Genomic DNA, 26128 nt, shown 5'->3' on the forward strand with positions numbered 1-26128 from the left:
GGCATGGCCAACATCCTCTACCTCGTCCATCGCCTACCCTACCCGCCCAACAAGGGCGACAAGGTGCGCTCCTTTCATTTGCTGAAGCATCTGGCGGCCAGGCATCGCGTATTTCTCGGCACCTTCGTCGACGACCCGGACGACCTGCAGCACATCGAAACCGTCCGCGCCTATTGCACCGACCTGCACGTTGCCCGCCTGAATCCGCGCTTCGCCAAGCTGCGCAGCCTGAACGCCCTGCTGGCCGGCGACCCCCTCACCCTGCGCTATTACCGCGACGCCGGCCTGCGCGACTGGGTGGATCAAATCTGCCGCTCAACAGCGATCGACGCTGCCGTCGTCTTCTGCTCGGCCATGGCGCAGTACGTCGAACACCTACCCCGCCTGCCGCGGGTGATCGATTTTGTCGACGTCGATTCGGCGAAATGGACGCAATACGCCCCCGACCATCGTTGGCCGATGTCCTGGCTGTACCGGCGCGAGGGAGCCACCCTGCTCGACTACGAACGCCAGGTCGCCGCCACGGCCGATCGTTCCTTCTTCGTCACCGAGGCTGAAGCCTCCCTGTTCAGCCGGCAGGCGCCGGAATGTGCCATCCGCGTGGATGCCATCTGCAACGGGGTGGATGCCGACTATTTCTCGCCCTCCCCCGAGCAGGCGAACCCGTATGCCGAGGGTGAGATTCCGGTTGTGTTCACCGGTGCGATGGATTACCACCCGAACATCGACGCCGTGCGCTGGTTTGCCACGAACGTGCTACCCCGTTTGAAGGAGGGCCGACCCAAACTCCGTTTCACCATCGTCGGCCGCAGCCCGACGGCAGAAGTTCTGGCGCTGGCCGGCGAATCGATCACGGTGACCGGAACCGTGCCGGACGTACGCCCCTACCTGCAACACGCCGCCGTCGTCGTTGCTCCCCTGCGCATCGCGCGCGGCATCCAGAACAAGATTCTGGAAGCCATGGCGATGGGGAAAGCGGTCGTCGCGTCCAGCGAATGCGCCGGTGCGGTCGATGCGGTGACCGACGAGGAACTGCTGCAGGCTTCGACGCCGGACGACTACGTCGCCGCCATCGATAGGCTACTGCGCAATCTGGAACAGGCAGCAAGCATCGGCCAGCGTGCACGGAAGCGCGTCCTCGCCCGCTACAGCTGGGAGGCACACCTCTCCGGCATCGACCGCTACCTGCCCGACAGCGCCGGCAAGGAAGCACGATGAACCAGACCACCCCATCCCGGCAAAATGCCTGGCCAACCACCTTGGTCCTCATCGGACTCGTGCTGGCCATGATCGGTTACAGCTACCGGGAAACCCTGGCGGCGATGGCTGAAATCTGGTGGCGCTCCGACACCTACGCCCATGGCTTCCTGGTTCCAGTCATCTCGGGCTGGCTGGCCTGGCGTTCTCGCCACCGGCTCGTCAACCAGGCACCCGGCATCTGGCTGTTGCTGGTCGTCCCGCTGGCGTGCATGGTCTTCGCGTGGCTGCTCGGCGACCTCACCGCCGTCAATGCACTGACCCAGTTTTCCGTCGTCGCCATCATCGTGCTCGCCTGCGCCGCCCTGCTCGGCAAGTCCGTCAGTCGGCAACTCGCCTTTCCCTTGCTTTTTCTGTTCTTTGCCGTGCCGATTGGCGATTTCCTGATGCCGAAGCTGATGGAATGGACAGCCGATTTCACCGTCATCGCCCTCCGCCTAAGTGGCATCCCGGTCTATCGCGAAGGCCAGAATTTCGTGGTACCGAGCGGCAACTGGTCGGTGGTCGAAGCCTGCAGCGGCATTCGCTACCTGATCGCCTCGCTGACGGTCGGCACGCTGTACGCCTACCTCACCTACACCTCGCTCAAACGGCGCCTGATCTTCGTCGGCATTTCCCTTTTGGTTCCCGTCGTCGCCAACTGGCTGCGTGCCTACCTAATCGTCATGATCGGCCACCTGTCGGGCAACAAGCTGGCCGTCGGTGTGGATCACCTGATCTACGGCTGGGTGTTTTTCGGTGTCGTCATCGCCATCATGTTCGCGATCGGGATGCGCTGGGCGGAAACCGAGAAACCCCAGAGATCACCGGCCTCATCCCCCCCCGTCGCCACGCCGGCTGCGCACGCTGGTCGGCTCTGGCTATCGACCTTGCTGATCGCCGGCATCGCCAGCGCCGGTCCGCTCGCCCGAGGACTGCTGCAAGACGCCAATGACAAGACCACGCCGCAGCTCGCCTTGCCGCCGGCCATCGCCCCCTGGCAGGCGGCACCGCGCTTCATCGACCTGCAGCCGCAATTCAGCAATCCGTCCGCCACCCTCCACGAAGCCTTCCAGGCCGGGGACCAGCAGGTCGGGCTGTACATCGCCTATTACCGGAACCAGGACTACGACCGCAAGCTCGTCACCTCGACCAATACCCTGATCGCACCGGCGAATCCCGAATGGCAACTGACGGGAGCCGGCACCACAGCCGGCAGCGGCCAGGCGCTTCCCGCCGGCATCCGGATATACGAATTCAGCCGCAAGTTCGGCGTTTCCGATTCACGCTACCAAGCCTGGCAGTGGTACTGGATCAACGGCTGGCTGACGAGTAGCGATATCCTGGCCAAGGCCCTGACCGCCTGGTCGATGTTGAGCGGCCACGGCGACGATTCCGCCGTTGTCATCCTCTATGCCCCGAAGGCTGAGGCTGAACGCAGCCTGAGCGCCTTCAGCCGCGACATGGCGGACGCCATCCAGCGCACGCTGGCCGAGGCCCACGCCCGATGAAGGACAGCCGCCCCCTGGTCGCCCACGTGATGTATCGCTTCGACACCGGCGGTCTGGAAAACGGCATCGTGAACCTGATCAACCACATGCCGGCCAGCGCCTACCGCCATGCGGTGATCGCCCTCACGGAGATCACCGATTTTCGCCAACGCATCCAGCGCGACGATGTCGAGTTCATCGCCCTGAACAAGGCGCCGGGCCATCTCCTGTGGATCTACCCCGAGCTTTTCAGGCTTTTCCGCCAGCTGCGTCCGGCCATCGTGCATACCCGCAACCTTGCCGCGCTGGAAGCCCAGGTGCCGGCCTGGCTGGCCGGTGTGAAGGGAAGAATTCATGGCGAGCATGGCCGCGACGTGGGCGACTACGATGGCAAGAACAAGAAATACCAGTGGATCAGGCGGCTTTACAGCCCGTTCGTGAAACATTACATAGCGCTCTCGCGCGATCTGGCCGACTATCTGACCCATACCATCGGCATTACAGGTCATCGCGTGGCACAGATTTACAACGGCGTAGACGCTACCCGCTTCCAGCCGGCCAACAGCCGGCAACCCATTCCCGGCTCGCCCTTCCATGGCGCCCACGACTGGCTCGTTGGCACGGCCGGACGGATGCAGACCGTCAAGGACCAAACCAACCTTGCCCAGGCCTTCGTTCTCGCCATCCAGCAAGCGCCCCGGCTGCGCAGCCGCCTGCGCCTGATCATGGTTGGCGACGGCCCGCTGCGTGCGGCATCGCAGGCCATCCTCGATAAGGCAGGCATGGCCGACCTGGCCTGGCTGCCCGGCGAACGCCAGGATGTGCCGGACGTCATGCGCGGCCTGGATTGCTTCGTGCTGCCCTCGATTGCCGAAGGTGTCTCGAACACCATCCTTGAAGCCATGGCCAGCGGATTGCCGGTCATCGCCACCGCCGTGGGCGGCAACCCGGAACTGGTTGTGGAAGGAGAAAGCGGCCTGCTCGTCCCGCCCTCCAACCCGATCGAGCTCGCCGCCGCGCTGATCGAACTGGCCGATGATCCCGAACGCGCCCGCGCCATGGGCAAGCACGGCCGCCAACTGGTCGAAAGCAACTACAGCATGGGCGCCATGGTGCGCCATTACCAGCAACTCTACGACCACCTTTTCTACGGAAAAATGCGGCAGCAACCCGACGCCCACTAGAACACAGAGAACCAGACCCCATGTGCGGAATTACCGGCATCTTCGACACCCGCAGCCGGCGCGACATTGACCGCGCCGTCCTGCACCGAATGAACGAGGCCCAGTTTCATCGCGGCCCCGATGAAGGCGGCTTGCACATCGAGCCCGGCCTCGGCCTCGGCCATCGCCGCCTCTCGATCATCGACCTGTCCACCGGCCAGCAGCCGCTGTACAACGAAGACAAGAGTGTTTGCGTCGTCTTCAACGGCGAGATCTACAACTACCAGGAGCTGATCCCCGAACTGCAGGCGCTCGGCCACGTTTTCCACACCCGCAGCGACACCGAAGTCATCGTGCACGCCTGGGAAGCCTGGGGCGAGCGTTGCGTCGACCGCTTCCGCGGCATGTTCGCCTTCGCGCTGTGGGACCGCAATCGCGAAACCCTGTTCCTGGCCCGCGACCGCCTCGGCGTCAAGCCGCTGTTCTATGCCCTGCTCGATGATGGCAGCTTCCTCTTCGGCTCCGAACTGAAATCCCTGCTGGCCCACGGCGGCCTCAAGCGCGACATCGATCCCTGTGCCGTCGAGGAATACTTCGCCCTCGGCTACGTTGCCGAGCCGCGTGCCATCTTCAAGCAGGCCAGGAAGCTGCCGCCGGCGTGCACCCTGTTGCTCCGTCGTGGCCAGCCGGTCGGCCAGCCGCGCGAATACTGGGATGTGCGCTTCACGCTCGACAACCCGATCAGCGACGCCGATGCCCAGGCCGAACTCACCCACCGCCTGGAAGAGTCGATCAAGCTCCGCATGATCTCGGAAGTGCCGCTCGGCGCCTTCCTCTCCGGCGGCGTCGACTCCAGCGCCGTGGTCGCCATGATGGCCGGCCTCTCGGCCAACCCGGTCAACACCTGCTCGATCGGCTTCTCCGACCCGGCCTTCAACGAGTCCGAATTCGCCAGGATGGTGGCCGACCGCTACCACACCAACCACCACCTCGACGTAGTGGAAAGCGACGACTTCGACCTGATCGACACCCTGGCCCGCCTCTACGACGAGCCCTACGCCGACAGCTCGGCCATTCCCACTTACCGGGTCTGCCAGCTCGCCCGCAAGCACGTCACCGTCGCCCTTTCCGGCGATGGCGGGGATGAGAGCTTCGGCGGCTACCGCCGCTACAAGCTGCACCTGATGGAAGAGAAGATGCGTTCGGCCCTGCCCCTCGGCCTGCGCCGGCCGCTATTCGGCACGCTGGGCAAGCTCTACCCGAAAGCCGACTGGGCACCGCGCGTCTTCCGTGCCAAGACCACCTTTGAGGGTATCGCCCGATCCTCAGTGGAGGGCTACTTCCACTCCGTCTCCATCCTGCGCGCCCCAATGCGCAACCAGCTGTTCAGCCCGCAATTCAAGGCCGCACTCGGCGGTTACGACGCGCTGCAGGTATTCACCGACCACGCCGCCAAGGCCGACACCCAGGATCCGCTGGCCCTGATCCAGTACCTCGATCTCAAGACCTACCTGATCGGCGACATCAACACCAAGGTCGACCGCGCCAGCATGGCCCACTCGCTGGAAGTGCGCGAACCGCTGATGGATCACAAGCTGGTCGAATGGCTGGCCACCCTGCCCTCGACACAGAAGATTCGCGGCCAGGAAGGCAAGTACCTGCTGAAGAAGGCCATGGAGCCGCACCTGCCGAACGACGTGCTGTACCGCCCCAAGATGGGCTTTTCCGTGCCGCTCGCCCGCTGGTTCCGCGGCCCGCTCAAGGCCCGCGTGCAGGAATCGATCCTCGGCTCGCGCCTGGCCGACACCGGCTGGTTCAACCGCGATTATCTGCAGGAACTGGTGCGCGACCACAACAACGGCAACCGCGACTACAGCGCCTCGATCTGGACCATCCTGATGTTAGAAGCCTTCCTGCGCAACGTCATGGAGGCGGGAGAAGCGGCATGATTCGCGTCCTGCACGTCCTCGACCATTCCATCCCGCTGCACAGCGGCTACACCTTCCGCACCGCCGCCCTGCTCCGCGAACAGCGCGCCCTGGGCTGGGAAACCTTCCACCTGACCTCCCCCAAGCAGGGCAAAACATCCACCCCGTTCGACGACGTGGATGGCCTGCGCTTCTACCGCACCCCGCCCGCCACCGGCTTTCTGGCCGACCTGCCCATCGGCCGGGAGCTGGCCCTGATGCAGCAACTGGAAACCCGGCTGGAAGCAGTCGCCCGCGACATCCGGCCGGACATCATCCATGCCCATTCGCCGGTACTCAACGCCCTGCCAGCCATCAAGGTCGCCCGCAAACTCGGCATCCCGGTCGTTTATGAAATCCGGGCCTTCTGGGAAGATGCCGCCGTCGATCATGGCAGCACCACCGAAGGCAGCCTGCGTTATCGCGCCACCCGCGCCCTCGAAACCCGCGCCATCCGCCAGGTCGACCACGTCTTCACCATCTGCGAAGGCCTGCGCGCCGACATCGTGGCGCGCGGCATCCCGGCAGAGAAGGTCACCGTCATTCCCAACGCCGTCGACGTTGCCTCCTTCCAGCTGGCCAGCCCGCCTGACCCGCAGTTGCAGGAAAAATGGGGCCTGAGCGGCAAAACGGTCATCGGCTTCATCGGCTCCTTCTACGCCTATGAAGGCCTCGACCTGCTGCTCGAGGCCCTGCCGGAACTGATCCGCCAGCGCCCCGATGTGCGCGTGCTGCTCGTTGGTGGCGGCCCGCAGGAAGCCAACCTCCGCCGGCAAGCCGAACGCCTCGGCATCAGCGAGCACGTCATCTTCACCGGCCGTGTGCCGCACCAGGAAGTCAGTCGCTACTACGACCTGATCAACATCCTGGCCTACCCGCGCCACCCGATGCGCCTGACCGAACTGGTCACCCCGCTCAAGCCGCTAGAGGCCATGGCCCAGGGCCAGCTGTTCGTCGCCTCCGATGTCGGCGGCCACAAGGAACTCATCGAGCATGGCAAGACCGGCATACTGTTCAAGGCTGGCGACTGCAAGGCCTTGACCAATGCCCTGCTCGGGTTGCTCAACGATCGCCAGCGCTGGCCGGAACTGAAGGCCAATGGCCGGCATTTTGTCGAATCGGTGCGCAACTGGCGGAACAGCGTGGCGAATTACGTAGCGCCTTACCAGGCGTTGACCGGAAAAACCGGCTGCTGATGTAGCCCCATGTCGCGCCCGATCAAAACCCTCCTTTTTTCGACCCTCTTCCCCAGCACTGCCCGGCCGGTTCACGGCATTTTTGTCGAGACACGACTACGTGAGCTACTCAAAACCAGAGCAGTGGAAACCAAGGTGGTGGCGCCGGTGCCGTGGTTCCCGTTCAAGGGGGATCGCTTTGGCGATTACGGAAAATTTGCCGCTACCCCACGCCATGAAGAACGACATGGGGTCGAGGTGTTTCACCCACGCTATTTCCTGCCCCCCCGTATAGGCATGAACATAGCCCCTTACGCCCTTGCACGCGGCGCCCTGCCAACAATCAAAAGGATCATCCGCGAGGGGTTTGACTTCGACCTGATCGATGCTCACTACTATTACCCGGATGGCGTAGCGGCAGGTTTCATCGCCAAGAAATTAGGGAAACCGTTTGTGGTAACTGCCAGGGGCACCGACATCAATGTGCTACCCAATTACCCAATTCCCCACCGCCTGATCCTGGAAACAGCGGCAGCGGCATCCGCATCCATCGGCGTTTCACGGGCTCTAACAGACAAACTGGCAGCGCTTGGGGCCGAGCCTGAAAAACTCAAGGTCTTTCGCAATGGCGTCGACCTGATGCGCTTTTACCCCCAGCCCCAGGACGTGGCTCGCCGGCAGATTGGGATTCCAATCGCGCCGGATAAAAAACTGATGCTCTCGGTCGGCAACCTGGTGGAACTAAAGGGCCACCATCTGGCGATTGAAGCGCTCACCCAGCTACCAGCAAATACACGCCTGGCAATCGTTGGCAAGGGCATGGAGCGTGAACGGCTGGAGGCGCTTGCCCGCCGACTTGGCGTGGCAGATCGTGTTTATTTTGCGGGAATGATCCAGCCCGACCAGCTCAAGTGGTGGTACAGCGCTTCGGATGTCCTCGTCCTGTGCTCCAGCCGGGAAGGATGGCCTAATGTCCTGCTCGAAGCGATGGCCTGCGGGACTCCGGTCGTCGCCACCAATGTCGGCGGTATCAAGGAAATGCTCACACAGGATGTCGGGTTGATTCTGGCAGAGCGCTCCAGCGCGGCGCTGGTTTCAGCTCTTAAAAACCTATTCTCCGTGCCACCCGAGCGGCAGAAGGTTCGTCGCCATGCCGAGCAATTCGCGTGGGACCAAACGTCACAAGCCCAACTACAACTCTTCAGACAGATCAGCCATGCGTGACCTGCTTCTCGGCACCATCATTCTCGTCATCTGCATCGCGGCGCTTCGTCGGCCGTGGATAGGCATCCTCGGCTGGACATGGATCAGCCTGATGAACCCCCACGCCCTGACCTGGGCCCTGAACAAAATGCCGGTTGCGGCAGCCATCGCCGGTAGCACCTTGATTGGCCTGGTGGCGACGAAAGACCGTCGAGAAATATTCGTCACAAGAGAGAACGCAGTCTTGATCATATTCATGCTCTGGATGTGCCTAACCTTGCCCTTTTCATTCGACCTAGAAGGAAGCTATGAAATGTGGAAGCGGGTCATGAAGATTGACTTCATGATCCTCATCGCCATGGTGCTGCTGTACTCGAAAAAACACATCACCGCTCTTGTCTGGGTCATCATCGGCTCGGTTGGCTACTACGGGGTCAAAGGCGGTGCATTCACCATCCTTACGGGCGGCAGCTACCGTGTCTGGGGGCCGACAGGCACTTTCATTGAAGGCAACAATGAACTTGCGCTGGCTTTGATCATCATCCTCCCACTGTTCCGATTCCTGCAGTTGCAGATGATCTCCCGCTGGGGCAAGCACCTAATGACCATAGCCATGCTGCTCTGCGCTGCTGCTGCACTCGGTACCCACTCTCGCGGCGCACTGCTGGCGATTGCAGCCATGGCTATATCGCTGTGGTGGTACGGTGGGCGGAAGGTGGGGCTACTCCTCATCATCCTCGGCGCAGGAATTACCCTCTTGATGTTCATGCCTGAACATTGGACAGCCCGCATGACCACGATCTCGGAGTATCGCGAGGATGCCTCAGCAATGGGGCGCATCAATGCCTGGTGGATGGCTTGGAATCTGGCCGCAAAAAACTTTTTTGGTGGTGGATATGAGATCTATAACCTGATCACATTCAGCCAGTACGCACCAGATCCCACAGACGTCCACGCTGCACACAGCATCTACTTCCAGGTATTGGGCGAACACGGCTTCATCGGTCTGTTCCTGTTTATCCTCCTATGGTGGCTGGTCTGGCTTTCTGCCTCCGGATTGCGCAAGCTTGGCAAGGATAAAAATCCAGAGACGAAATGGGCATCCGACCTCGGCGCAATGTGCCAGGTCAGCATGACCGGCTATGCTGTTGGGGGGGCATTCCTCAGCTTGGCCTACTTTGACTTGCCCTACAACATTCTCGTGCTGGTCGTTTTGACCAAACGCTGGGTGGACCGTAAAGCCTGGCAGGAAGAAGAAGAGCAACCCGTGGCAGATACAGTTCCTGTGCTGGCAAAGGTAAAGCCATGACGCTCCTTAAAGCAGCTTTTCATCTTGCTTCACCAGGTGGGCGCCGCGGGAAACTGACCACTTTTATCTTTCATCGCGTCCTCCCCAAACCTGACCCGATCTTTCCGGGCGAACCGGATGCCGCACGCTTTGATCAGATACTGGGCTGGATCACGTCATGGTTCAACGTATTGCCTCTGGATGTTGCAGTTGAACGCTTAAAAACCGGAAGACTGCCGCCGCGTGCAGCAGCAATCACCTTCGATGACGGCTATGCGGACAACTGCACCGTCGCCATGCCCATCCTTCAAAAGCACAAATTGCCTGCCTGCTTCTTCGTGGCCACCGGCTTTCTGGATGGCGGGCGGATGTGGAACGACACAGTCATCGAATCAATTCGCGCCTGCCGGGATAGCCATCTTGATTTGACTGCAATCGACTTGGGCAATCATGCGATCGGTTCTGCTACCGAGAAACGGGCGGCCATCGAAGCAATCATCGGCCGAATCAAATACCTGCCGGTTAACGAGCGCCTCGCGCTAACCGAAAAGCTGACCGAAGCAGCTTCGGCCAGCCCCCCAAGCGATCTCATGATGACATCGGCCCAGGTCACGGAACTCTACGCCGGCGGCATGCAGATCGGTGCCCATACCGTTTCACACCCCATCCTGGCACGCACCTCCATCAGTGAGGCCCGCCAGGAAATCGCCGACAGCAAGCTGTTTCTGGAGAAACTACTACAGACGCGGATTGGACTGTTTGCCTACCCGAACGGCAAGCCAGGGGGTGATTATTTACCCGAACATGCAGTTCTTGTTCGCGAGCTGGGTTTCGATGCCGCGGTATCTACAGCATGGGGAGTTGCTGATTCAAACGCCAGCGTCTTCGAAATCCCTCGCTTTACCCCTTGGGACAAATCACGGCTGGGCTATGCAACCCGACTTTTAAAAAACTGTGCAAAACAGTAAAAAATTTTGCTTTTTTATAAACCCGAGTATATAACAACCAATCCTAGCAAATAAATTATCATATTAACCACGATCGCTTTCTCTTGGCCATAGCCGCCTTGGCAGTTCTTTTGCACCATCAAGACCTTTAAACTTAGACATAGAATCGAATGAATATCTCGATAATAGTCTAAGTTTTTTTATTTTGTTCCATTCTTCTGGGCAAGCGGCCACCCAAGAGCTAACCAATCTCCATACATCAGATGGCAGGGCCTCAGGTAACATCTTTTGTTTACCAAGGAAATACCTAACTGCAGTGTTCTCCAGGTCACCTCGTGATTGCCGCACTTTCCGGCTGATGGCTGATTTTATGTCCGAATATCTCCACCATTTCTTAACAGGTGTATCCCAAGTCACCTCAGAAACAACAAGCAAACGACCAATATCCCAGTTATTTGTGCTGGGATCCAACCCAAATGCAAGCCAAGCTCCAACCAGCGAGTCTGTCCGATACATACCTAAGGGGATTCTAATACCACGTCGCTTAATTGTTTCTATCACACTACCTTTAATTGCGCAGAAATTACCATGAAAACCTCCTTCAGCCAACATTTTCTCTGCCAATTTATCAGATGAATTACTGCCCGAGGGGACCCCGCAACCTCCAACTGATTGCGACTCCCGCTCTAGCGCAGAACCAAGTAATTCAATAGAACCAGATCTTAGGCCGACGTACCCATCCATAAAAAAAGCAATACTCTGTCCATCCCAAATACGATGGAAATAACTATTCCATGCATTTGCCTTATCACCAAACTCAATAACCCATACCCTTAATCGCCGATCTTCGCCCAAGCTCCCATCTAATTGACAAACCAAATCAGATGCAAGCCGAGTGTTACCATTAATCAAAACATCAACGACAGTATTATTATTAACAGACAACAAGACATTGTGAATAGTCGCAATCAACAGTGAAACCGGTTCGCGAGAGGCAAAAATAGTAAGCGACCATTTCCAAGGCCCAGAATTTTTGTTCACTTACAACCTCCTTCAGCCACTCTGGATTTGGCAACAACCTGCGCTATCAGATTTGAAAATTTATTAATTAAATATGCAAGAAAAAGAATATTAATTATCGAAAAAACATAAGAAGTTACAACACCAAGCACTGGTGATCGTACAAAAAGATAAGTATGCAAAAAATAGATTTCAAGCACGCAGGGCAGCCAACAATTTAGCGGGCCCAATAATCCACTGGGCACCCTCGCAACCAACAACAAACTCGCAACAAGGATTGACAAAATGGTGATAAAAAACACATTAGCCAGCTTAAAACCAAAGAAGTTCAGGCCCAGAAACAAACCCGACAAAAAAACAAATAAATATATTATTTTAGAAACACAGGGAATCCAATTTACTCTGGATAGAAATACACCAAAACCAAAGCCAAAAACAGTCAACCAAAGCATGTAAGGAGGGCTTGCATATATTTGACCCAAAAGGCAAAACACCCCAAGCGTAATGATAAAAAAAATGGTTCGATTTTTGGTTGAACAAATAAAATTTAAAAACGGATAAACACCATAAAAAACAAGGAGCACAGTAAAAAACCACAAGCCGTTACCAAAGGGGCTAACATTCTTAACACCAAACCAATCGAGAAAACCAACTAACCCAAATGCGGAAAAAAATGTATGGGTATGCGCAATATTTTCTCGGCCTTCCCATATAAAGAGAAGCAATAAAAAACCGTTTATCGCAATCAGCGACGGCAAAAGTCTTCTAGCCTTCCCCAGAAAAAAACTGCTAATCTTGAATGTTCCTCGGTATCGATAAGCGGTGAAGTAGCCTGATGAAAATGCAAAAACAAAAAGAGCAATAGATACAGGAACCCAAAGAATCGAACCATCAAAATAATGACCAGTAGCTACCAATAGTATCAAGACGAGTTTGGCCACTGAAAAATTCTCACTAATTTGCTGTTGACTTAACATTTTAACAATCAGCGCCCCATTGCTCAAAAACAATCACACCAAAGTTCTCTATATCCACCCATTAATATTTAGCCCACTATTCCCTAAACTAATTTTCAACCGGCACTTCGCTCCATTTATTTAATCGCTTTAAGCGATCTCGAAGTCCAGACAATGGAAACCCCATTCGGTATGCTAAATGAGCGTAATTTAATGCTTTCTCATATTGATTAAGGTCGAGATATATAAGCCCCATGTTGTAATATAGATTAGCGTTTTCCTCTCCGAGCTCTACAACCTCGTCAAGCAATTTAATCGCTTCAGCTCCACGCTTATTTTTTGCAAGAAAATTTGCATATATCATCTTGGCCATAGCGTCATCAGAACGAAATCGGTTTGCTCTTTGTAAATAACACTCCACCGAATATTTAGCACCAATCGGCTTTATCAGGTGTTGCTTTTCACCAAGGCGAACCATAGCCATTAAAGCCGGATGATGATTAGGAAAAGCACGTAGCGTATAATCTATGTCTGCCCCAATGGCAGCTGTTTTTCCCCGAGACAAATTAAGCACCTCTGGTGTCAGGTGGGCCCCCTCTACAATACCGAGCTTGTCTTTGTCGGTTCGGTAATCGTATGGGCCGTAGGCATTGCTTAATGAGCCACACGAAAAATCACTGACTTCCGCAAGTAGGTATTGCGAGCTCGCTAGTCCCATGGCAAATGCAAACAGTGACTTGATTATTTTTTCTCTTAGTTGCACCTTCCCTACTCCTATCTATCAGTTACACGAGCCTTGATTTTATTAACTCAAGTAGATACGACTCAGCTCCGTCTGGGCTGCCTGAAAGCTTCCAGAACATAAGTACCGATAATGCATAAACAACAGCACCAGCGACCACGAGCATCAAAAACTGTGTGAGATGGCCAAATGATGTTTGGTTGGATAGAAAAATCAACCCAATCGCCATAAGGCCAGTACTAATTAAGGGGCGCCAAGTGTGCATCAAAATATCCAGCAAGCGGATGGATTTGACATTTTTCAATACCAAGGCAGCGAGTAACAGCATCCCTGCGGCAGTGGTTACGAAACGTATGTTTGCAATCCCCTGCACACCTACTTCCGGGAATGCCAATATCGCCAGCACCGCCAACAGAGCGAGTTGAATCCACGCCAGAACAGCCTGGACCCAAACTTGTCCCAACGCCAAGAGAACGTAACCGCTGCTATGCCCCATCGCTGTGCAGATGCTGATTAATGCAAGCGTTTGGACAAGAGGAATTGCCTGCAACCATTGATCGCCCAAGAGCAAGGGCACCGCTTCCTGAGCCACAAGTGCCAACCCAACACCGGCTGGCAAAGCAAAAAGTGTTTGTATGCCGAGGGCTTTGCAAAAGGCTTGCCTCAGTTGTTCAGTGTCGTGAGAAACCTTGACGAATAGCGGAAACAAAACCCTCCCCAGCGGTGCCAGCAATTCAGTCGTCGGCATTGAGGAAACCTCATCAGCGAGAGAGTAGGTGCCAACCGTTGCCGCATCAGTACGATGGCCGACCAGAAACTTATCCAACTGTGCCAGCCCATAGGAGCCAATATTTCGAACAAGAATCCACTGTGAGAACGACCATAGTTCGCGCACCTTCTTGAATGAAAAGTGCGGCCGGTAGTCATGCATCCAGTAACTAAGGACAACACCAACACTCCGCCCAGCCAATGCACCGATCACCATCGCCCAATACGACCGCAGAAGGATGGCGGCAACCAAGGTCACGACAAAACCTGCGATTCGCCTGAAAAAGAAAAACCGGAAGTCACGTCCGAATTCCATGTTTTTCTGAAAGGCGACAATACCGATGTTCTCCCACGCCCCCAGAAGAACAGTGAAAGCCATGACTCGAACCACGTCCAGAACCCTTGGGTCGCGAAAGGACTCGGCTGCGTAGGGAGCGGCAAACCAGATGAGAGTTGCTACTACCGCCCCCTGAATGATGCCCAAGGTCCAGGCAGTGTCAAAATCCTCTCGTCCGGCATTTCGATTCTGGATAAGTGCCGAACCAACGCCCAAGGCAAGCAAGGTATCAACCAGGCCGACCACGATGGAGGCCATGGCAATGACGCCAAAATCCGCGGGCACCAGCAAGCGAGCCAGGATCAGGGTACTGAACAGGCCGATCAGTCGATCTGTCCAACGCATGGCAACCACGATCACTGCGCCCCGCGCCGGAGAGACAGCTTTGGTGGGATGCTTAGAAATGGGCATGGGGGCATGCCATTTGGCACCCGACAGGTTTGAGAAAATTCAAAATGACCAAACGCCCAATTAGCGGGTTTCTACACCATGCCTTGATCACGACAAAATCGATCTGCGATGGGGCTTTGACTGCAACCATTGGGACAGCATCATCAATATCCAGACCAGTTCGCCATAGTAGCCAGGATGTTGCGGGAGATATTCCGTGAGCAAATTGTCGAGGAATTCGGCACGCACAACCCTTGCCCCACGCAAGTAATCCAGCGAATCCAGAGCCAAGTTACGCAGCCCTGCATGCTCAACCGCCCAAACCCCGAACGGCAAGCCGAAACCATGCTTCTTCTTGGTGATGATCTCGGGCGGCAGGAAATCCTTTAGCGCCTCCTTGAAGAACCAGCGCAGGGTCAGCCCCTTCAACTTGAGCTCCGGATCAAGGCGAAGTGAAAAATCGACCAATCGGTCATCCAGCAAGGGGAAGCCAACATCGATGCCAGCCAGGCGGGTGGCGCCTAACACCTTGGGCAAATCATTGTCGGCCAGGGTGTACTTCCAGTCATACCAAAGCATACGGTTGACCAACGCCTGCCCATCACCGGCCTGGTAGGTTTCGCGCTGCTGGCGCAGGGTGTCCTGCGGCTCGACCAGGGCCAGAAACTCCGGCGTCAGCACCTCACTCAGCCCCAGGCGGCCCAGCAGGTTGTACATCTGCATGCGATCCGGCATCGGCACGCTGGCCTGTTCGACGTAGCTGACCGCCTTCTTGATGCCAGGGATCTTGCCGGGCAGCGCAGTACCGGTCAGTAAGGGCTCAAGCAGGCCGTGGCGCAGGAAGCCAGGAATCTGTTCATAGGCACCAAAGATCCGCTGCTTGGCATAGCGAGTATTGCCGCCAAACAGCTCATCCCCGCCATCACCGGCAAGAATCCGGGTAAGGCCCGCCTCTCTCGCCGCCTTGGCGCAGTAGAAAGCGGGAACAACAGAGGAATTGCCAAATGGCTGATCGTAGGAGGCAGCCACATCGGGAATGCTGCGCACCAGATCTTCTGGCGTTACATAGTATTCATGGTGCTCGGCACCGAAATGACGCGCGGCAATTCGGGCATATTCCATTTCATCGTAGCCGGCCGCCTCGAAGCCAATTGAAAAGGCCTTGGCAGGTTGCCCGGTTACTTCCCGGAGCAGCCCCGCTACCGTCGAACTATCAGTGCCACCGCTCAGGAAGCAACCTGTATTGCCTCCCGCTGCGAGATCACGAACGGAGTCGAGCAGAATCTGTCGGAACTCAGCCTTCAGATCACTAACCGGCGCCCGCCGACGCTCATCGAAATGCGGCTTCCACCACGGGGCAACGGTAAGTTTGCCGTTTTCAAAAAGCGCGTAGTGGCCGGCCGGCAGGCGGAAGATATCCTTGAAGACCGTTCGCGGTGCCGGAATCATGTGGAAATACAGGTAGTCGTAAAGCGCTTGAGGGTCGAGTTCGGCATCTGGGCCTGCAAGATCGTCGGCGCGCTCGGCTACTCTAAACACCCCATTCTTGAATTGGTAGCAGAGATTGCGTACTGCGAACCGGTCAACAGCCAGGAAAACCCGGCCATCCGGCTCAAACAAGGCAACCGCAAAATCACCTAGAACGTATTGAGGAGCTTCCACGCCATACCTGCGAAATGCAGTCTCCCAAGCTGAAAGATCGTCCCCGTCCTGTGCAAGGTGCTGTAATTCCTGGCTGGCGAAGTGACATTGACCGCTTTTGGCGACGGAATGGTGAAAAGCTTTATGCTGGGATTCACCCCTGCTCAATTTAATGTTCATGCTTAGGTGACCAGTTTTTCGTTACGCATTGGTGGCTTTGAGAAAAGGACGTGTATCCAATTGCCACGAGGTTTCACGAATCGTGACTGTAATTTGTTAAGAATGAATGCAAGCCTGGTTGCTAGCCGCTGTGACATAGAGCGTTCGCCAGGCTCTCCAATTGAAGCTCCGCAATACACACAAGGCTCTTCCTGTTCCCAAGTACCAAATGGATTGCCTGCATAGTCTAGAAGGGCAGCCGATAGCCAATTGGTTGAATCTTTACTCGCACCGACAAAGCTCACCCTTTCCAAAACCAAGGTGCCGAACAAGGCTTTAAGTCGATTTTCGTCAAAGCTATTGACATGCCCCCACGGTGGATTGCTCTTGCCACAGTTCTGGCAGGTAGTGCGGCCACAGCGCAAATCTTGGCGATAGGGAACTCCAATTACGACCTTATCCTTCGCGACACGGGAAATTTCACTGCATGCTTTAACTAACAGGTCTTCTGGAATGTGCTCAAGAACCTCTGCGCAAAGTACAGCATCAAAGTGACTGTCGCCAAAGGGAAGGCTTACAACATTCCCTGCAATTGGCTCAATTCCTGGATGCTGAACATCTGGGCTTTCTAGATCCAAAGCAACAACCTTCTCGAATCTCTCTGCCAACTTTTGTGCGAGATAGCAGTCACGAGCGCCAATATCGATGGCATTGGTTCCGCTGCTAGGAATCAACAAAAACAGATCGGCGATTCGATGCTGCTCTGCTGGGCTTGCGCGATATTCAGTTAATAAAGATGCCATATTAACCCTTCAAGTTTCCATGAAACCACTATGACTTATCGCTAAAAAAGAAAAATAAACCACTATAAATTATCGATACAACATGGTTATTATATATATTCAGTCTATTAATTTTCAAAACATTACCCCGATATTTTTCACCATTTATAGAAATCTGGCTCATATAACATTTTTATTGTTGTATCGCCCCAGGATTTCGAGCCCCACCCTGCAATCTTCTAATAGAGCGGGGATGTTGATACTCAGCCAAAGGGGTCAAACCTATACCACCAGCCACATTAACAGCCATTGCTTTACCGATCAGTGCTGAACTTGGCCGAAGGCGATAGTCTTCGCGGAGCACACGCACAAATTCATCAAAGTCAACATTGAAATTATTTTTGTACTCACCGGGACCAGCTTTATCTAGTGATCCCGAACCAAGCAACAGATTATTCATGGCAAAAACATCCGCCCCCGGCTTAACTCTAAGAAATATGCCGCCCTTTGGCCTCAAGTCCACAAGCGTGTTATTGACCAGATACAAGCGATTCTCTGGATGGCGATAGCCTTCTACACCAAAGGAAATGATGTGCGGGTTTTCAGTACTTGAACTTTGCTGGATGATGTTGCCAACCACATAGGCAAGGCCTCCAGCCGGAAACTCCAGTTCGTAACTTGCCCTGCCCCCTGTTTCATCTGTCAGCCGGTTGTAATAGATGAGATTTTGGGCAGCCCGGCTCTTGAGCAAATGGCCAACACGTGCATGATGAAAATAACTACCCGTCACTTTCAGCATGGCAATGGCGCCAACGTACAAATTGTGGCTTTGTCCATCCCCGTGCCCGTTGTTGCCAAATTCACTGTTCTGAATTTCCAGCGTAGATTCAGCATCCCCGCCTGTCAGTATCCCGTTTTCGTTGTCGAAGAAGCCACAGTCAACAACGCTTAGCCGCCCCTTTTCCAAGCGTATTCCAGCACCGTTTTTGTCTTTGACCTTTGCACCGACAAAATCAAACCCCTCGACGGTGAGCTTCCCACCACGTACCACCCAGATTGCCTTCGCCTCTGCGGCAGCTCCGCTAGCAACCAAACGGACACGGCCATTGCGAGCACGAATGACTATCTCGTTCTGTTTCCATGTCGCTACATCGGCCACATAGTCGCCAGCCTCAACCTCGATAAGGTCACCATCCTTTGCGACCATTGACGCAGCCGACAAGGTCTTTAGTTCTTTGTTCGGGCCGACCTCCAGGCGTTCACCGGCGGCTTGTGCGCAGGCTGCCAAGAGCAGCATTCCTGTTGCCGCCCCCAAAGCAAACAACCGGCTTTGGGCCTGGCAACGGGTGAAGCGTCCCCCATTGAAAGCCTCTTTGTCATCACTGCGACCAGTCACGAGCATTTGGCTACTCCTTTTGTGTTGGCTACGACGTCAATAACAACACGCTAACAAGAAATTGCTTATCGCATAAGCGCTAAATCGAATAGCTTGGCCAATTCTGCCGTGCGCCCTTCGCGCGAGGCGTTGGCAACAGCTTGCCGAACAGGCAGCACAGCCATGCCCTCGCGAATGGCATTCACGAAGAGTGGCAGGATTCGGCAAATATCTTCCGCTGAATCGAGGCGGGCAATGTCTGTCGCGCCCGCTGCGCGCAGTGTTGTCGCCGTATCGCCCTGAGGATCGGTCAAGGTCAGGATGGGGCGATTGGCGCGCAGGTACTCGTAGATCTTGGCTGGAATCTGTTCGTTGCAGTTGGCTGCCTGCATGACCAACAAGCCATCGGCCGCGAGCATCTCAGCCAGGGCATCACGATAGGGCACTGGCGGTTGGCAGTCGATGAATTCCGTAACGGCATAGCGAGTGGCCAGGGATTGCAGCAGATCGTCGTGCACCGATGCACGAAAACGGATGACGAGAGTTCCCGCTTGAATGGTGCCCGCCGCCTTGAGCCGCCCAAGCGCTTCGAAGAGTTGGGTTGGGTCACGCTCGGCAGGATAGACAATGCCGCTATGCAGCAAGGTGATGGCGCCTGGATTCAGACTTTTGCGCTCCACGTTACTGCTTGCTGCAGCAGCGAAGGTTTCCTCGTCATAGCCGTTTTCAAGCACTCTGACTCGGTCGCTATCGACGGGGTAGCGTGAAAGGTAGGTACGGGCTGCACCGGGTGTAGTGAAAGTGGAGAAACTTGCCGTATGCAGGGTATGTGCCTCGATCGCCTTGTAGCGCTGCCAGGTCAATGGATCAGTCGGGTAACCATCCTGCGCCATCGGGTCGCGAAAGTCGGCTATCCACGGCAAGCCACTCTTGCGTTGAAGTTCGGCACCGATCAGGTGAGCGGTGGCAATCGGGTAAGTCGACCAGATTGCCTGCGGCTTGAATTCGCGAATCATCCGCATGCCGTCGCGCACGGCGGCATATTTCCAGCTAACCCAGCGGTCTGGCCGAGCCATGGCGCCCACATAACGGCCAGCAATGGAGAGATGGCGTGCTGTGTCGAGAGCGAAAGCACGACGCACCACCGTACCTTCCGGAACATCTGCCAGAAGATCGTCGCTGGTACGTTCATAGGCCCTCGGATCAGCTGACAAAACCAGCGGTTCCCAACCGAATTTGGGCAAATGCTGGACGAAACGCAGGGTGCGCTGGATGCCACTGCTACCGGCGAGCGGCGGGAAGTGGTAGGCGATCATCAGAACACGTTTCATGATTTCTCTACGAACAGGCGAAGGGCATGTGGGGGGCTTCATTGCCGCTCAACTCTCGGCCGGCGCGATGGATGCATGGACCGCCTGGACAGCGGCGCGGCGGGCATGCAGGGCTTTAAGCCAGGCCCAGCGATAGGCGGTTGCATGATAGATGGTTCGGCTTTGTGATGCCCAACGCGTATGCCACTCCATCACCTTGCCGAAAAATTCAATACGTTGAAACTTCTTTTCAGTAAACAAATGTTGAAACTGGTCCTGACGCATGAGCGTGGATGGCGATACTGATTTGTAAGACTCGTCATAGGCAGTTTTTAGAATAACCAGCACCGTGTCGTCGTGTATGCACAGGTCCATCGCGACAACTTTTTCATCAAACCAGTAGCGATATATGCGAGCACGCCCCTTTGCAGAGAAGTTCTCAAGCATGGTGCGATAGAAGCGCCCCTGCGCATTTTCCAGTGCGACGGCAGTACCATCGGCCCCTTTCCAGCCTGCACTTTCCAACTTTCCGTAATCGGCAATTGCGTCGGCCACCAGTTCGGGGGAGGTAATGCATTCAATTCGGGGCTCAATACTTTCGCCCTGCAGTTTATTGCGCTGCTTGCGCGTGTTCTGTTTCAGGTTTTTGCCACGTGCATCCCAGTAGGCTTCGAAACTGGAGTCAATATCTACCCAGGCTGTAGCGATGTAGTCTTGGGTACGCAGCAATGCGTTGTCATCCGGCCGTATTTGCAGGGAAGGGTCGATCTGGCTTACCCCGAGCACCAGGTTGAGGCCAGGCAGCTCTCGTAGCAGGCTCCTACTGGCCGAAGTCAGGTCTACACGGCCATCAGTAATCCATGCACCGAGCGGTAGCTGGGAGGGTTGAAAGGTTTGCCAGCCAGCTTTCCCATCGCGCTGCATTATTGCCGCGGCATGCAGATGCCCACCATCTTCCAGCAGGCAAAGGCATTCATCACCAGAGCCAAATACATTTAGCAGAGGCTTGAGGAAAATCGATTCGAGAAAGGGGGTGCCAGGTCTCGCACAAACCAAGGCATCCCAACGGGCTGCATGGTCTGGATATTTTTTAATAGGCAGGATGGACCACTTCACTTCTATTTTCATCCATGTTGGGAAGACACTGAATCGTGCCGGGGGGGCGATAACTTCACGACGAGGTTGCTGCTGGTTCGCTTGACCATTCGCCCAACTATTTCCTTTGCCATCAGAATGCAACCGATGAATGTACGCCGATTAAAAGCGACGATTCCCCAGCGTTCACGGCGATCACTCATCCAGATTTTTTTGTACTCGTCATCGCCGATCAGAAAGTCGACTTCATTGACCTGATCGTGCTCGATAACGTGGCGCAGCAAGTAGCTGGTTAATACGGTGCCCGGCGATAAAGTTGCATGAGCTTCGTGATAGGCCACCTTGTAGATACTCGCCTTGGTCTTTCCTACGATCCACAACTGGGCTGCAATCGCTTGCCCATCGAGGCGTGCGATACCAAGGCGCAACATTCCTTTCGCGGCCAGCAGTCGAATCAGCGATGGCACAAAATCCGGATAGGGTTCTGGTTTTTTCCAGCTGGCTGCGTAAACCTCCAGATAGGCTGCGATGCCCTGCTCCAGATCTTCTGCACCAGACACTATTTCCAGCGTTCCACCCCGGGCAAAAAATTCCCGATTGCGACGTTTGATGCTGCTACGCAGGTTGCCGCTGCGCTTGCTTAGATAGTCATCCCAACTACCGTCCACCTTCAAAAACCAGTTGCCGAAGCAGAAGAACGTTAGCGGAACCCAACCCGTTGCACGTAGTTCGTTCAGCAGCGCAGGGTAGGCAGGGGAGTGAGGATCCATCGGCGCAAAGCGCATTACATGGGCGTTGCGGTTATCCCGAGTAGCCGCTGCGAGTAAACGGCCAAACACCTTTGAATCACAGGCCTCATCCATCAAGGGGGGGTACAAGGAGGTGTAATAGTTGCTCAGTGACTCCAGGGTGCAGACAGCACCTTGCCGGGTCTTGCGCAGGGGCAGAATGGCGGCGGGTTTTCCTTGCTCGGTGGCAAGGTAGTAGCGAACGCCAGGGTCATTGGGGAAAACCTGTTTTTGCAGCAAGTCGAACCATTCAAGCGAATCTTCAATGCTTTCATTGGCCGAGAACTGATCAAGTGCAACACCCTCTGCAACCAATTCTCCAACGCTTGCACAAGACGTAACGACCAGCGACGTGGGGACCTCTTCAGCATGGGGCTCAGCGACAGGGTTCCCCTGGTTTCGGTTTTTCAGCGCCTTGAGAAAGGTGTAGGCCAGTACAGCCGCACCGTTGCGGAACAATTGAACGTTATGGATATTGCAACTGAAGCTGGCCCACTCAGCCTGATCCCAGGTTGCGTTGGTATAGAACTCGATGGTTCTTTCGGGATGCTGATCAAGTTGCCGCTCAATGAGTTGATACAGCATCAGACGGCTGGGTGCGAAACGTGCGAGCCCTTCGTCATAGGTCGTTTTCAGGATGACCTGCATCTGCTGGTTGCCGATTAGCAACCGTGAAGCTGCCAGTTGCCCGCCAATGGTCAGCTCACACACTTCTGCCTGTGACGTGGCGGCAAACCTCGACAGTACTTCCGCGTAAAACTGCCCTTGAAGATTATCAATTGAAACATTGGTTCCTGCTGCGGCCTTCCAGCCAGCCGTTTCCAATTCGCCAAAGCGGCGAACCCCATCTGTCATCGCTTCAACAGCATTGAGGCAGGAAAATGCTGAGTTACCTGCTTCACGCTCCAAGCGATTGTTGTAGCGGCGGATATTGCTGCGGAGGTTCTTTGGACGATGGTTCCAGTACGCTTCGAAGGGGGTGCCAGATTCGACACCTATCGTTCTGGCCTGAGTTGAAATGATCACATCATCGCTGGTACAAGAGAAAGCCGGCGCGTAGCGCGGGTCGATCGCATAAAAATCGATGCTCCAGGAAAAACCGGGGAGCGCTTTCAGCAATTGCTTGAGCAAGCCTGCATCAGCAACCAGAATTGGGGTGATTTGCGCCTGCGCCGGGCGGAAAATCGCCCAACGGCCCATTCCACGCGCTTGCAAAATCACGGCAGCATTGATGGCTCCCTGCTCACGATGCACACAGAGTATTTCCTTACCATCGGCAAAATACTTGAGTAGCGGGCCCACGAATCGGCTGTCGTAGTATGGGTGGCTTCCGTACAACGCTGCATTCAAACGATCCCAATCAGCGGCGTATTGCGCAAAGCTTGCCTGGGCGGGGTAAAACGCCCAACTCACTGCCGCACCCCATTGGAAGATGCACGCAAAGCCTTGGTCAGTGCTGCCACAAGCCAGTTCATTTCGTCATCGTTCAATGACTGGTGACAGGGTAAGTGGAGGAGGTGCAGCCGATAGTCTTGTGCCACCGGGCAGTCGGAAACAGCCATTTCATCCCAACGCCAGACGGGTACGGCAAGTTGTTTCAGCCAGTGGAAATGCGGCATCGGGTGATCGATGTACAGCGGAAACATGTAGGGAACAACGTGTTCTGGTAGTTCAGGGTATAGCGCGTGGCAGTTGGGCAAGCCTTCCATAGCCTGCAGCCAGCGACGGTAGTTGGCCTGGCGTTTGCTGATGATGGCGCTGACCGATTGATGATTGATCAACCAGCGCGAACTCCGAAAAGCGTCGGCACGTTCAAGATCGGGCTGGTATTGAGTGGACTGGGCTGGACGAATCCGCCGTTGGTCGATACCGGCTTCCGGAAGCTTTCCTGCAACTGATGCGAGTTGCTGATCCAGGTTCTCGATATCGACAGGGCCGACACGTGCTTGGCGAGCCATCTCGAAACAGTGTTTGATGCCACGCAACTCAGCAAGCCAGCTTGCAGCGCTTTGGCTGGCGCCGGCTAGCTTTTCGGGATTCGGCGCATACAGCCAGCCGCCATCGGCACTGGGGAAAAATTTGTACGGGCTGGATGCGACAAAATCGCCTTGCTGCCCAGTTCCCATGGCTTGATAGGGCTCCGCAAAAAGGGTGTGAGAACAGTCTTCGACGAAGACTATTCCTCGTCTGTCACACCATTGTTTCAACCCGGAGAAGTCGCGGACAAACCCAAAAAAATGTGTCGCAAGCAGCACTTTGACAGGCTTGCCCGAGCGTTCGAGCAATTGATCCAGCGCTGGAATTATGGGGACCAAGTCGGTGCTCAGCGGGTAGAGCTGCACATCGCTCCCCAGAGCGAGCGCAGGGTCCAGCATGGTTACGCAATGGTAGGCCGGGGCCAGCAGTGCGGAGTTGCCATCCAGACCTGCACGCCGATAGGCTTCACCCAATGCATAGCGGCCCCGGCTGAAGTAGAGGCCCTTCCCTGCCAAGGGCGCTCTACCCGATAAGTACGTTGAATCGTCACTACCTGAGGGCTCGTAGCCATGCGGCAACACAGATACCCTTGGCTTGGGGAATTGGCAGGAGGATGGATCGAAAACCTGATATTCGAGAGGCATGGCCAGTGACCCCGGCATCAGTGCTGCATCGACTTCTGCAGCCAGCCAAGCGTTGCTTCTTCGACTGCCAGACGCCAGGAAGCGGAAGAGAAGGTATGGTCAGCGTCGGCTAGCTTGCACGTACTCACCCGCTTTTGTGCCAATACCTGCTGCCAGGCCGGGGCGATCTGCGTGGCTTCTACAAATTCCTTGGCGGTGTAGTCGTTGCCGCTAAGTATCAACAATGTCGGCAGTACCGACTCGGTCATGGCGCAACACATTTTTTCCTGAAAGGAGAGTTCCCGGTTTGCCGGCGAGTTGGTTTGCCGTGCATTTTTCAAACTCCCGAGCAAACCGCCAATGGCGCGCCCAATGCCCAACTGCCTACTCAACAGCTTGCGCCAGAACTCCGGTTGCAGCAGGCGCTGGACGTAGTAATGCTTGATGTGAGCCCGCGCCAGGGTTGCCGCCGAGCGCACCCAGGGGTTAAGCAGGACCAGCCCGCCCAGACGCTCATCCTTGTGGGCATGCAGATAAAGCAGGCAGGCCGATGCGGCGTCGCATAACCCCCACAGAACGACCCGCTCAAGTCCCGGGCTGGCGGCCATGAAGGCTTCGATGGCGGCTGCGATGTCTCCATCGACAGCCTCGAAACCCCGCTGCTCGCCGCTGCTATCACCCATGCCACGATAATCAAAACGCATTACCGGGTAGCCGGCAGCGGCCAGACGGCGCGACAGAAGAAGGAATTGCCGGTGGCTGCCGGCGCGGTACTGCGGCCCACCAACAACGATCAGAACCCCGGTGTGCTGCGGCGTTTCCGGCAAGGCAACGATGCCGAGCAGTTTCTCGCCCAGACATTCGAAGACGAACGGTTTTTCACTGAATTTCATGAGCCTGTCGCCAGAGCCGCCAGCGTTGCCGCAATAAGTGCCGGGGCATCCCCGATTTCCGTTGTTTGCCAGAAGGCCGGGCCGCAGGCGATGCGGGCATCCACGGTGTAGCCAGCCATTTGCCACTGTGTAACCCCCTTCTGGGCGGCAGGGGAAAGCGATGCATCCTCGCGCAGCGAGGTTTCCAGCCAGATCAGCCGGCCATGGCGAGCCGGGGGCGGAGTTAGGTCGGCCTGTTCGAGTCCGGTGGCGAGCGCCGGGGAAATACCGTAGCCGGCGATTTCGACTGACTGGTCATTCGCCAGTTGCTGGCGAAGTTGCTCGCCAACTGCCTTGGCTTGCCCGGAGGCCATTTCACCAGCCATTTTCAGGCGCATGAACTGCTGCCAGTGCTGCTTACCGGAGATCACCGGTTGCCAGAAGATGAAGTCGGCAGCTTCCGGAATGTCGGCTGCCACCTCTGCAGCCAGCAGGCAGCCCGCTCGCAGCCCCCACAAAATCAGCGGTGCCGGTGAGCGGCTGCGCAGCCAACGATAGCCGGCCAGTACATCGTCACGCCAGGCCTGCCAGCTGGCATCGACAAAGTCGCCACTGCTGTCGCCACAACCCAGCAGATCGATCTGCAGCACGTCGTACCCGGCAGCAGCCAGCGCCTGGGCCTGCAGCGCGGCCATGCGGCGGGATTTGTTCATTTCCTCGGCAAAGGGGTGCAGGTAAAGCACTGCACCCAACGATTTGCCGCTTGCCGGATGAAACAGGCAAAAGCGCTCGCCTACCGAACAGGGGAGGAAAAACGGCTGCAC

At 56.1% G+C, this 26128-nt stretch carries 21 protein-coding genes; 8 read left to right on the forward strand and 13 right to left on the reverse strand.

The features are described from left to right. The first annotated feature begins 3 nt into the window (after positions 1 to 3). From K420_RS0115785 to K420_RS0115820, 8 genes are read left to right on the forward strand one after another with little or no spacing between them, the layout of a single operon-like run. The gene (locus K420_RS0115785) at positions 4 to 1218 is read left to right on the forward strand and encodes a TIGR03087 family PEP-CTERM/XrtA system glycosyltransferase (RefSeq protein WP_027458899.1); all 1215 of its coding nucleotides are present in this window, start codon (positions 4 to 6) and stop codon (positions 1216 to 1218) included. Continuing rightward, positions 1215 to 2747: an exosortase A gene (gene xrtA, locus K420_RS19280; protein WP_035854913.1), complete on the forward strand. Its 1533-nt coding sequence runs from the start codon at positions 1215 to 1217 to the stop codon at positions 2745 to 2747. Before K420_RS0115785 ends, xrtA begins: the two co-directional genes overlap by 4 nt. Beyond that, positions 2744 to 3910: a TIGR03088 family PEP-CTERM/XrtA system glycosyltransferase gene (locus tag K420_RS0115795; RefSeq protein ID WP_027458900.1), complete on the forward strand. Its 1167-nt coding sequence runs from the start codon at positions 2744 to 2746 to the stop codon at positions 3908 to 3910. The genes xrtA and K420_RS0115795 overlap by 4 nt, the downstream gene beginning before the upstream one ends. 20 nt (positions 3911 to 3930) lie before the next feature. After that, positions 3931 to 5838, forward strand: a complete 1908-nt coding sequence (locus tag K420_RS0115800; RefSeq protein WP_027458901.1) for an XrtA/PEP-CTERM system amidotransferase — start codon at positions 3931 to 3933, stop codon at positions 5836 to 5838. Next, positions 5838 to 7052 carry a TIGR04063 family PEP-CTERM/XrtA system glycosyltransferase gene (locus tag K420_RS0115805; protein WP_027458902.1) on the forward strand — a complete coding sequence of 405 codons (1215 nt, stop codon included), beginning with the start codon at positions 5838 to 5840 and terminating at the stop codon, positions 7050 to 7052. The genes K420_RS0115800 and K420_RS0115805 overlap by 1 nt, the downstream gene beginning before the upstream one ends. A 9-nt stretch (positions 7053 to 7061) precedes the next feature. Next, a complete protein-coding gene (locus K420_RS0115810; RefSeq protein WP_084019696.1) occupies positions 7062 to 8255 on the forward strand; it encodes a glycosyltransferase family 4 protein in 1194 nt (397 codons plus the stop codon). Further along, entirely contained in the window at positions 8248 to 9543 is a 1296-nt protein-coding gene (locus tag K420_RS19285) for a putative O-glycosylation ligase, exosortase A system-associated (RefSeq protein ID WP_051453193.1), read from the forward strand. Before K420_RS0115810 ends, K420_RS19285 begins: the two co-directional genes overlap by 8 nt. Then, positions 9540 to 10490, forward strand: coding sequence for a polysaccharide deacetylase family protein (locus tag K420_RS0115820; RefSeq protein WP_027458904.1), 951 nt, complete (start codon positions 9540 to 9542; stop codon positions 10488 to 10490). The genes K420_RS19285 and K420_RS0115820 overlap by 4 nt, the downstream gene beginning before the upstream one ends. Before the next feature lie 63 nt (positions 10491 to 10553). On the opposite strand, the gene K420_RS20625 is transcribed toward K420_RS0115820, so the two are convergent. From K420_RS20625 to K420_RS0115870, 13 genes are all read right to left on the reverse strand, one after another. Beyond that, positions 10554 to 11510, reverse strand: coding sequence for a hypothetical protein (locus tag K420_RS20625; RefSeq protein ID WP_157275129.1), 957 nt, complete (start codon positions 11508 to 11510; stop codon positions 10554 to 10556). Next, the gene (locus K420_RS20630) at positions 11507 to 12430 is read right to left on the reverse strand and encodes a hypothetical protein (RefSeq protein WP_157275130.1); all 924 of its coding nucleotides are present in this window, start codon (positions 12428 to 12430) and stop codon (positions 11507 to 11509) included. The genes K420_RS20625 and K420_RS20630 overlap by 4 nt, the downstream gene beginning before the upstream one ends. A 124-nt stretch (positions 12431 to 12554) precedes the next feature. Next, complete coding sequence (locus tag K420_RS20635) at positions 12555 to 13208, reverse strand: tetratricopeptide repeat protein (protein ID WP_157275131.1); 654 nt, start codon at positions 13206 to 13208, stop codon at positions 12555 to 12557. Positions 13209 to 13230: 22 nt separating this feature from the next. Then, on the reverse strand, positions 13231 to 14703 hold the full coding sequence (locus K420_RS0115825; RefSeq protein ID WP_035854915.1) for a lipopolysaccharide biosynthesis protein: 1473 nt from the start codon (positions 14701 to 14703) through the stop codon (positions 13231 to 13233). An 87-nt stretch (positions 14704 to 14790) separates the two neighbouring features. After that, positions 14791 to 16503, reverse strand: coding sequence for an asparagine synthetase B family protein (locus K420_RS19290; RefSeq protein ID WP_051453194.1), 1713 nt, complete (start codon positions 16501 to 16503; stop codon positions 14791 to 14793). A gap of 2 nt (positions 16504 to 16505) precedes the next feature. Further along, positions 16506 to 17285 (reverse strand): class I SAM-dependent methyltransferase, encoded by a 780-nt coding sequence (locus K420_RS20260; RefSeq protein ID WP_084019698.1) that lies wholly within the window; start codon positions 17283 to 17285, stop codon positions 16506 to 16508. 172 nt (positions 17286 to 17457) lie between these two features. Next, positions 17458 to 18666 carry a hypothetical protein gene (locus K420_RS19295; RefSeq protein WP_051453195.1) on the reverse strand — a complete coding sequence of 403 codons (1209 nt, stop codon included), beginning with the start codon at positions 18664 to 18666 and terminating at the stop codon, positions 17458 to 17460. A gap of 59 nt (positions 18667 to 18725) precedes the next feature. Beyond that, positions 18726 to 19970: a glycosyltransferase gene (locus tag K420_RS0115845; RefSeq protein ID WP_027458906.1), complete on the reverse strand. Its 1245-nt coding sequence runs from the start codon at positions 19968 to 19970 to the stop codon at positions 18726 to 18728. 48 nt (positions 19971 to 20018) lie between these two features. Then, positions 20019 to 21065, reverse strand: a complete 1047-nt coding sequence (locus tag K420_RS19300; protein WP_051453297.1) for a GNAT family N-acetyltransferase — start codon at positions 21063 to 21065, stop codon at positions 20019 to 20021. 8 nt (positions 21066 to 21073) lie between these two features. Further along, a complete protein-coding gene (locus K420_RS19880) occupies positions 21074 to 23245 on the reverse strand; it encodes a GNAT family N-acetyltransferase (protein WP_051453196.1) in 2172 nt (723 codons plus the stop codon). Further along, positions 23242 to 24324, reverse strand: a complete 1083-nt coding sequence (locus K420_RS0115860; protein ID WP_027458907.1) for a DegT/DnrJ/EryC1/StrS family aminotransferase — start codon at positions 24322 to 24324, stop codon at positions 23242 to 23244. Before K420_RS0115860 ends, K420_RS19880 begins: the two co-directional genes overlap by 4 nt. A 146-nt stretch (positions 24325 to 24470) precedes the next feature. Further along, entirely contained in the window at positions 24471 to 25325 is an 855-nt protein-coding gene (locus K420_RS0115865) for a hydrolase 1, exosortase A system-associated (RefSeq protein ID WP_027458908.1), read from the reverse strand. Continuing rightward, positions 25322 to 26128: a hydrolase 2, exosortase A system-associated gene (locus K420_RS0115870; protein WP_027458909.1), complete on the reverse strand. Its 807-nt coding sequence runs from the start codon at positions 26126 to 26128 to the stop codon at positions 25322 to 25324. Before K420_RS0115870 ends, K420_RS0115865 begins: the two co-directional genes overlap by 4 nt.

It is taken from the genome of Dechloromonas agitata is5 (assembly GCF_000519045.1).
In the GTDB taxonomy this organism is placed as follows: Bacteria; Pseudomonadota; Gammaproteobacteria; order Burkholderiales; family Rhodocyclaceae; genus Azonexus; species Azonexus agitatus.

Coding starts and splice junctions, on each gene's coding strand:
- K420_RS0115785 (WP_027458899.1), top strand. CDS start 4: ATGGCCAACATCCTCTACCTCGTCCATCGCCTACCCTACCCGCCCAAC.
- xrtA (WP_035854913.1), top strand. CDS start 1,215: ATGAACCAGACCACCCCATCCCGGCAAAATGCCTGGCCAACCACCTTG.
- K420_RS0115795 (WP_027458900.1), top strand. CDS start 2,744: ATGAAGGACAGCCGCCCCCTGGTCGCCCACGTGATGTATCGCTTCGAC.
- K420_RS0115800 (WP_027458901.1), top strand. CDS start 3,931: ATGTGCGGAATTACCGGCATCTTCGACACCCGCAGCCGGCGCGACATT.
- K420_RS0115810 (WP_084019696.1), top strand. CDS start 7,062: ATGTCGCGCCCGATCAAAACCCTCCTTTTTTCGACCCTCTTCCCCAGC.
- K420_RS19285 (WP_051453193.1), top strand. CDS start 8,248: ATGCGTGACCTGCTTCTCGGCACCATCATTCTCGTCATCTGCATCGCG.
- K420_RS0115820 (WP_027458904.1), top strand. CDS start 9,540: ATGACGCTCCTTAAAGCAGCTTTTCATCTTGCTTCACCAGGTGGGCGC.
- K420_RS0115825 (WP_035854915.1), bottom strand. CDS start 14,703: ATGCCCATTTCTAAGCATCCCACCAAAGCTGTCTCTCCGGCGCGGGGC.
- K420_RS19290 (WP_051453194.1), bottom strand. CDS start 16,503: ATGAACATTAAATTGAGCAGGGGTGAATCCCAGCATAAAGCTTTTCAC.
- K420_RS20260 (WP_084019698.1), bottom strand. CDS start 17,285: ATGGCATCTTTATTAACTGAATATCGCGCAAGCCCAGCAGAGCAGCAT.
- K420_RS19295 (WP_051453195.1), bottom strand. CDS start 18,666: ATGCTCGTGACTGGTCGCAGTGATGACAAAGAGGCTTTCAATGGGGGA.
- K420_RS0115845 (WP_027458906.1), bottom strand. CDS start 19,970: ATGAAACGTGTTCTGATGATCGCCTACCACTTCCCGCCGCTCGCCGGT.
- K420_RS0115865 (WP_027458908.1), bottom strand. CDS start 25,325: ATGAAATTCAGTGAAAAACCGTTCGTCTTCGAATGTCTGGGCGAGAAA.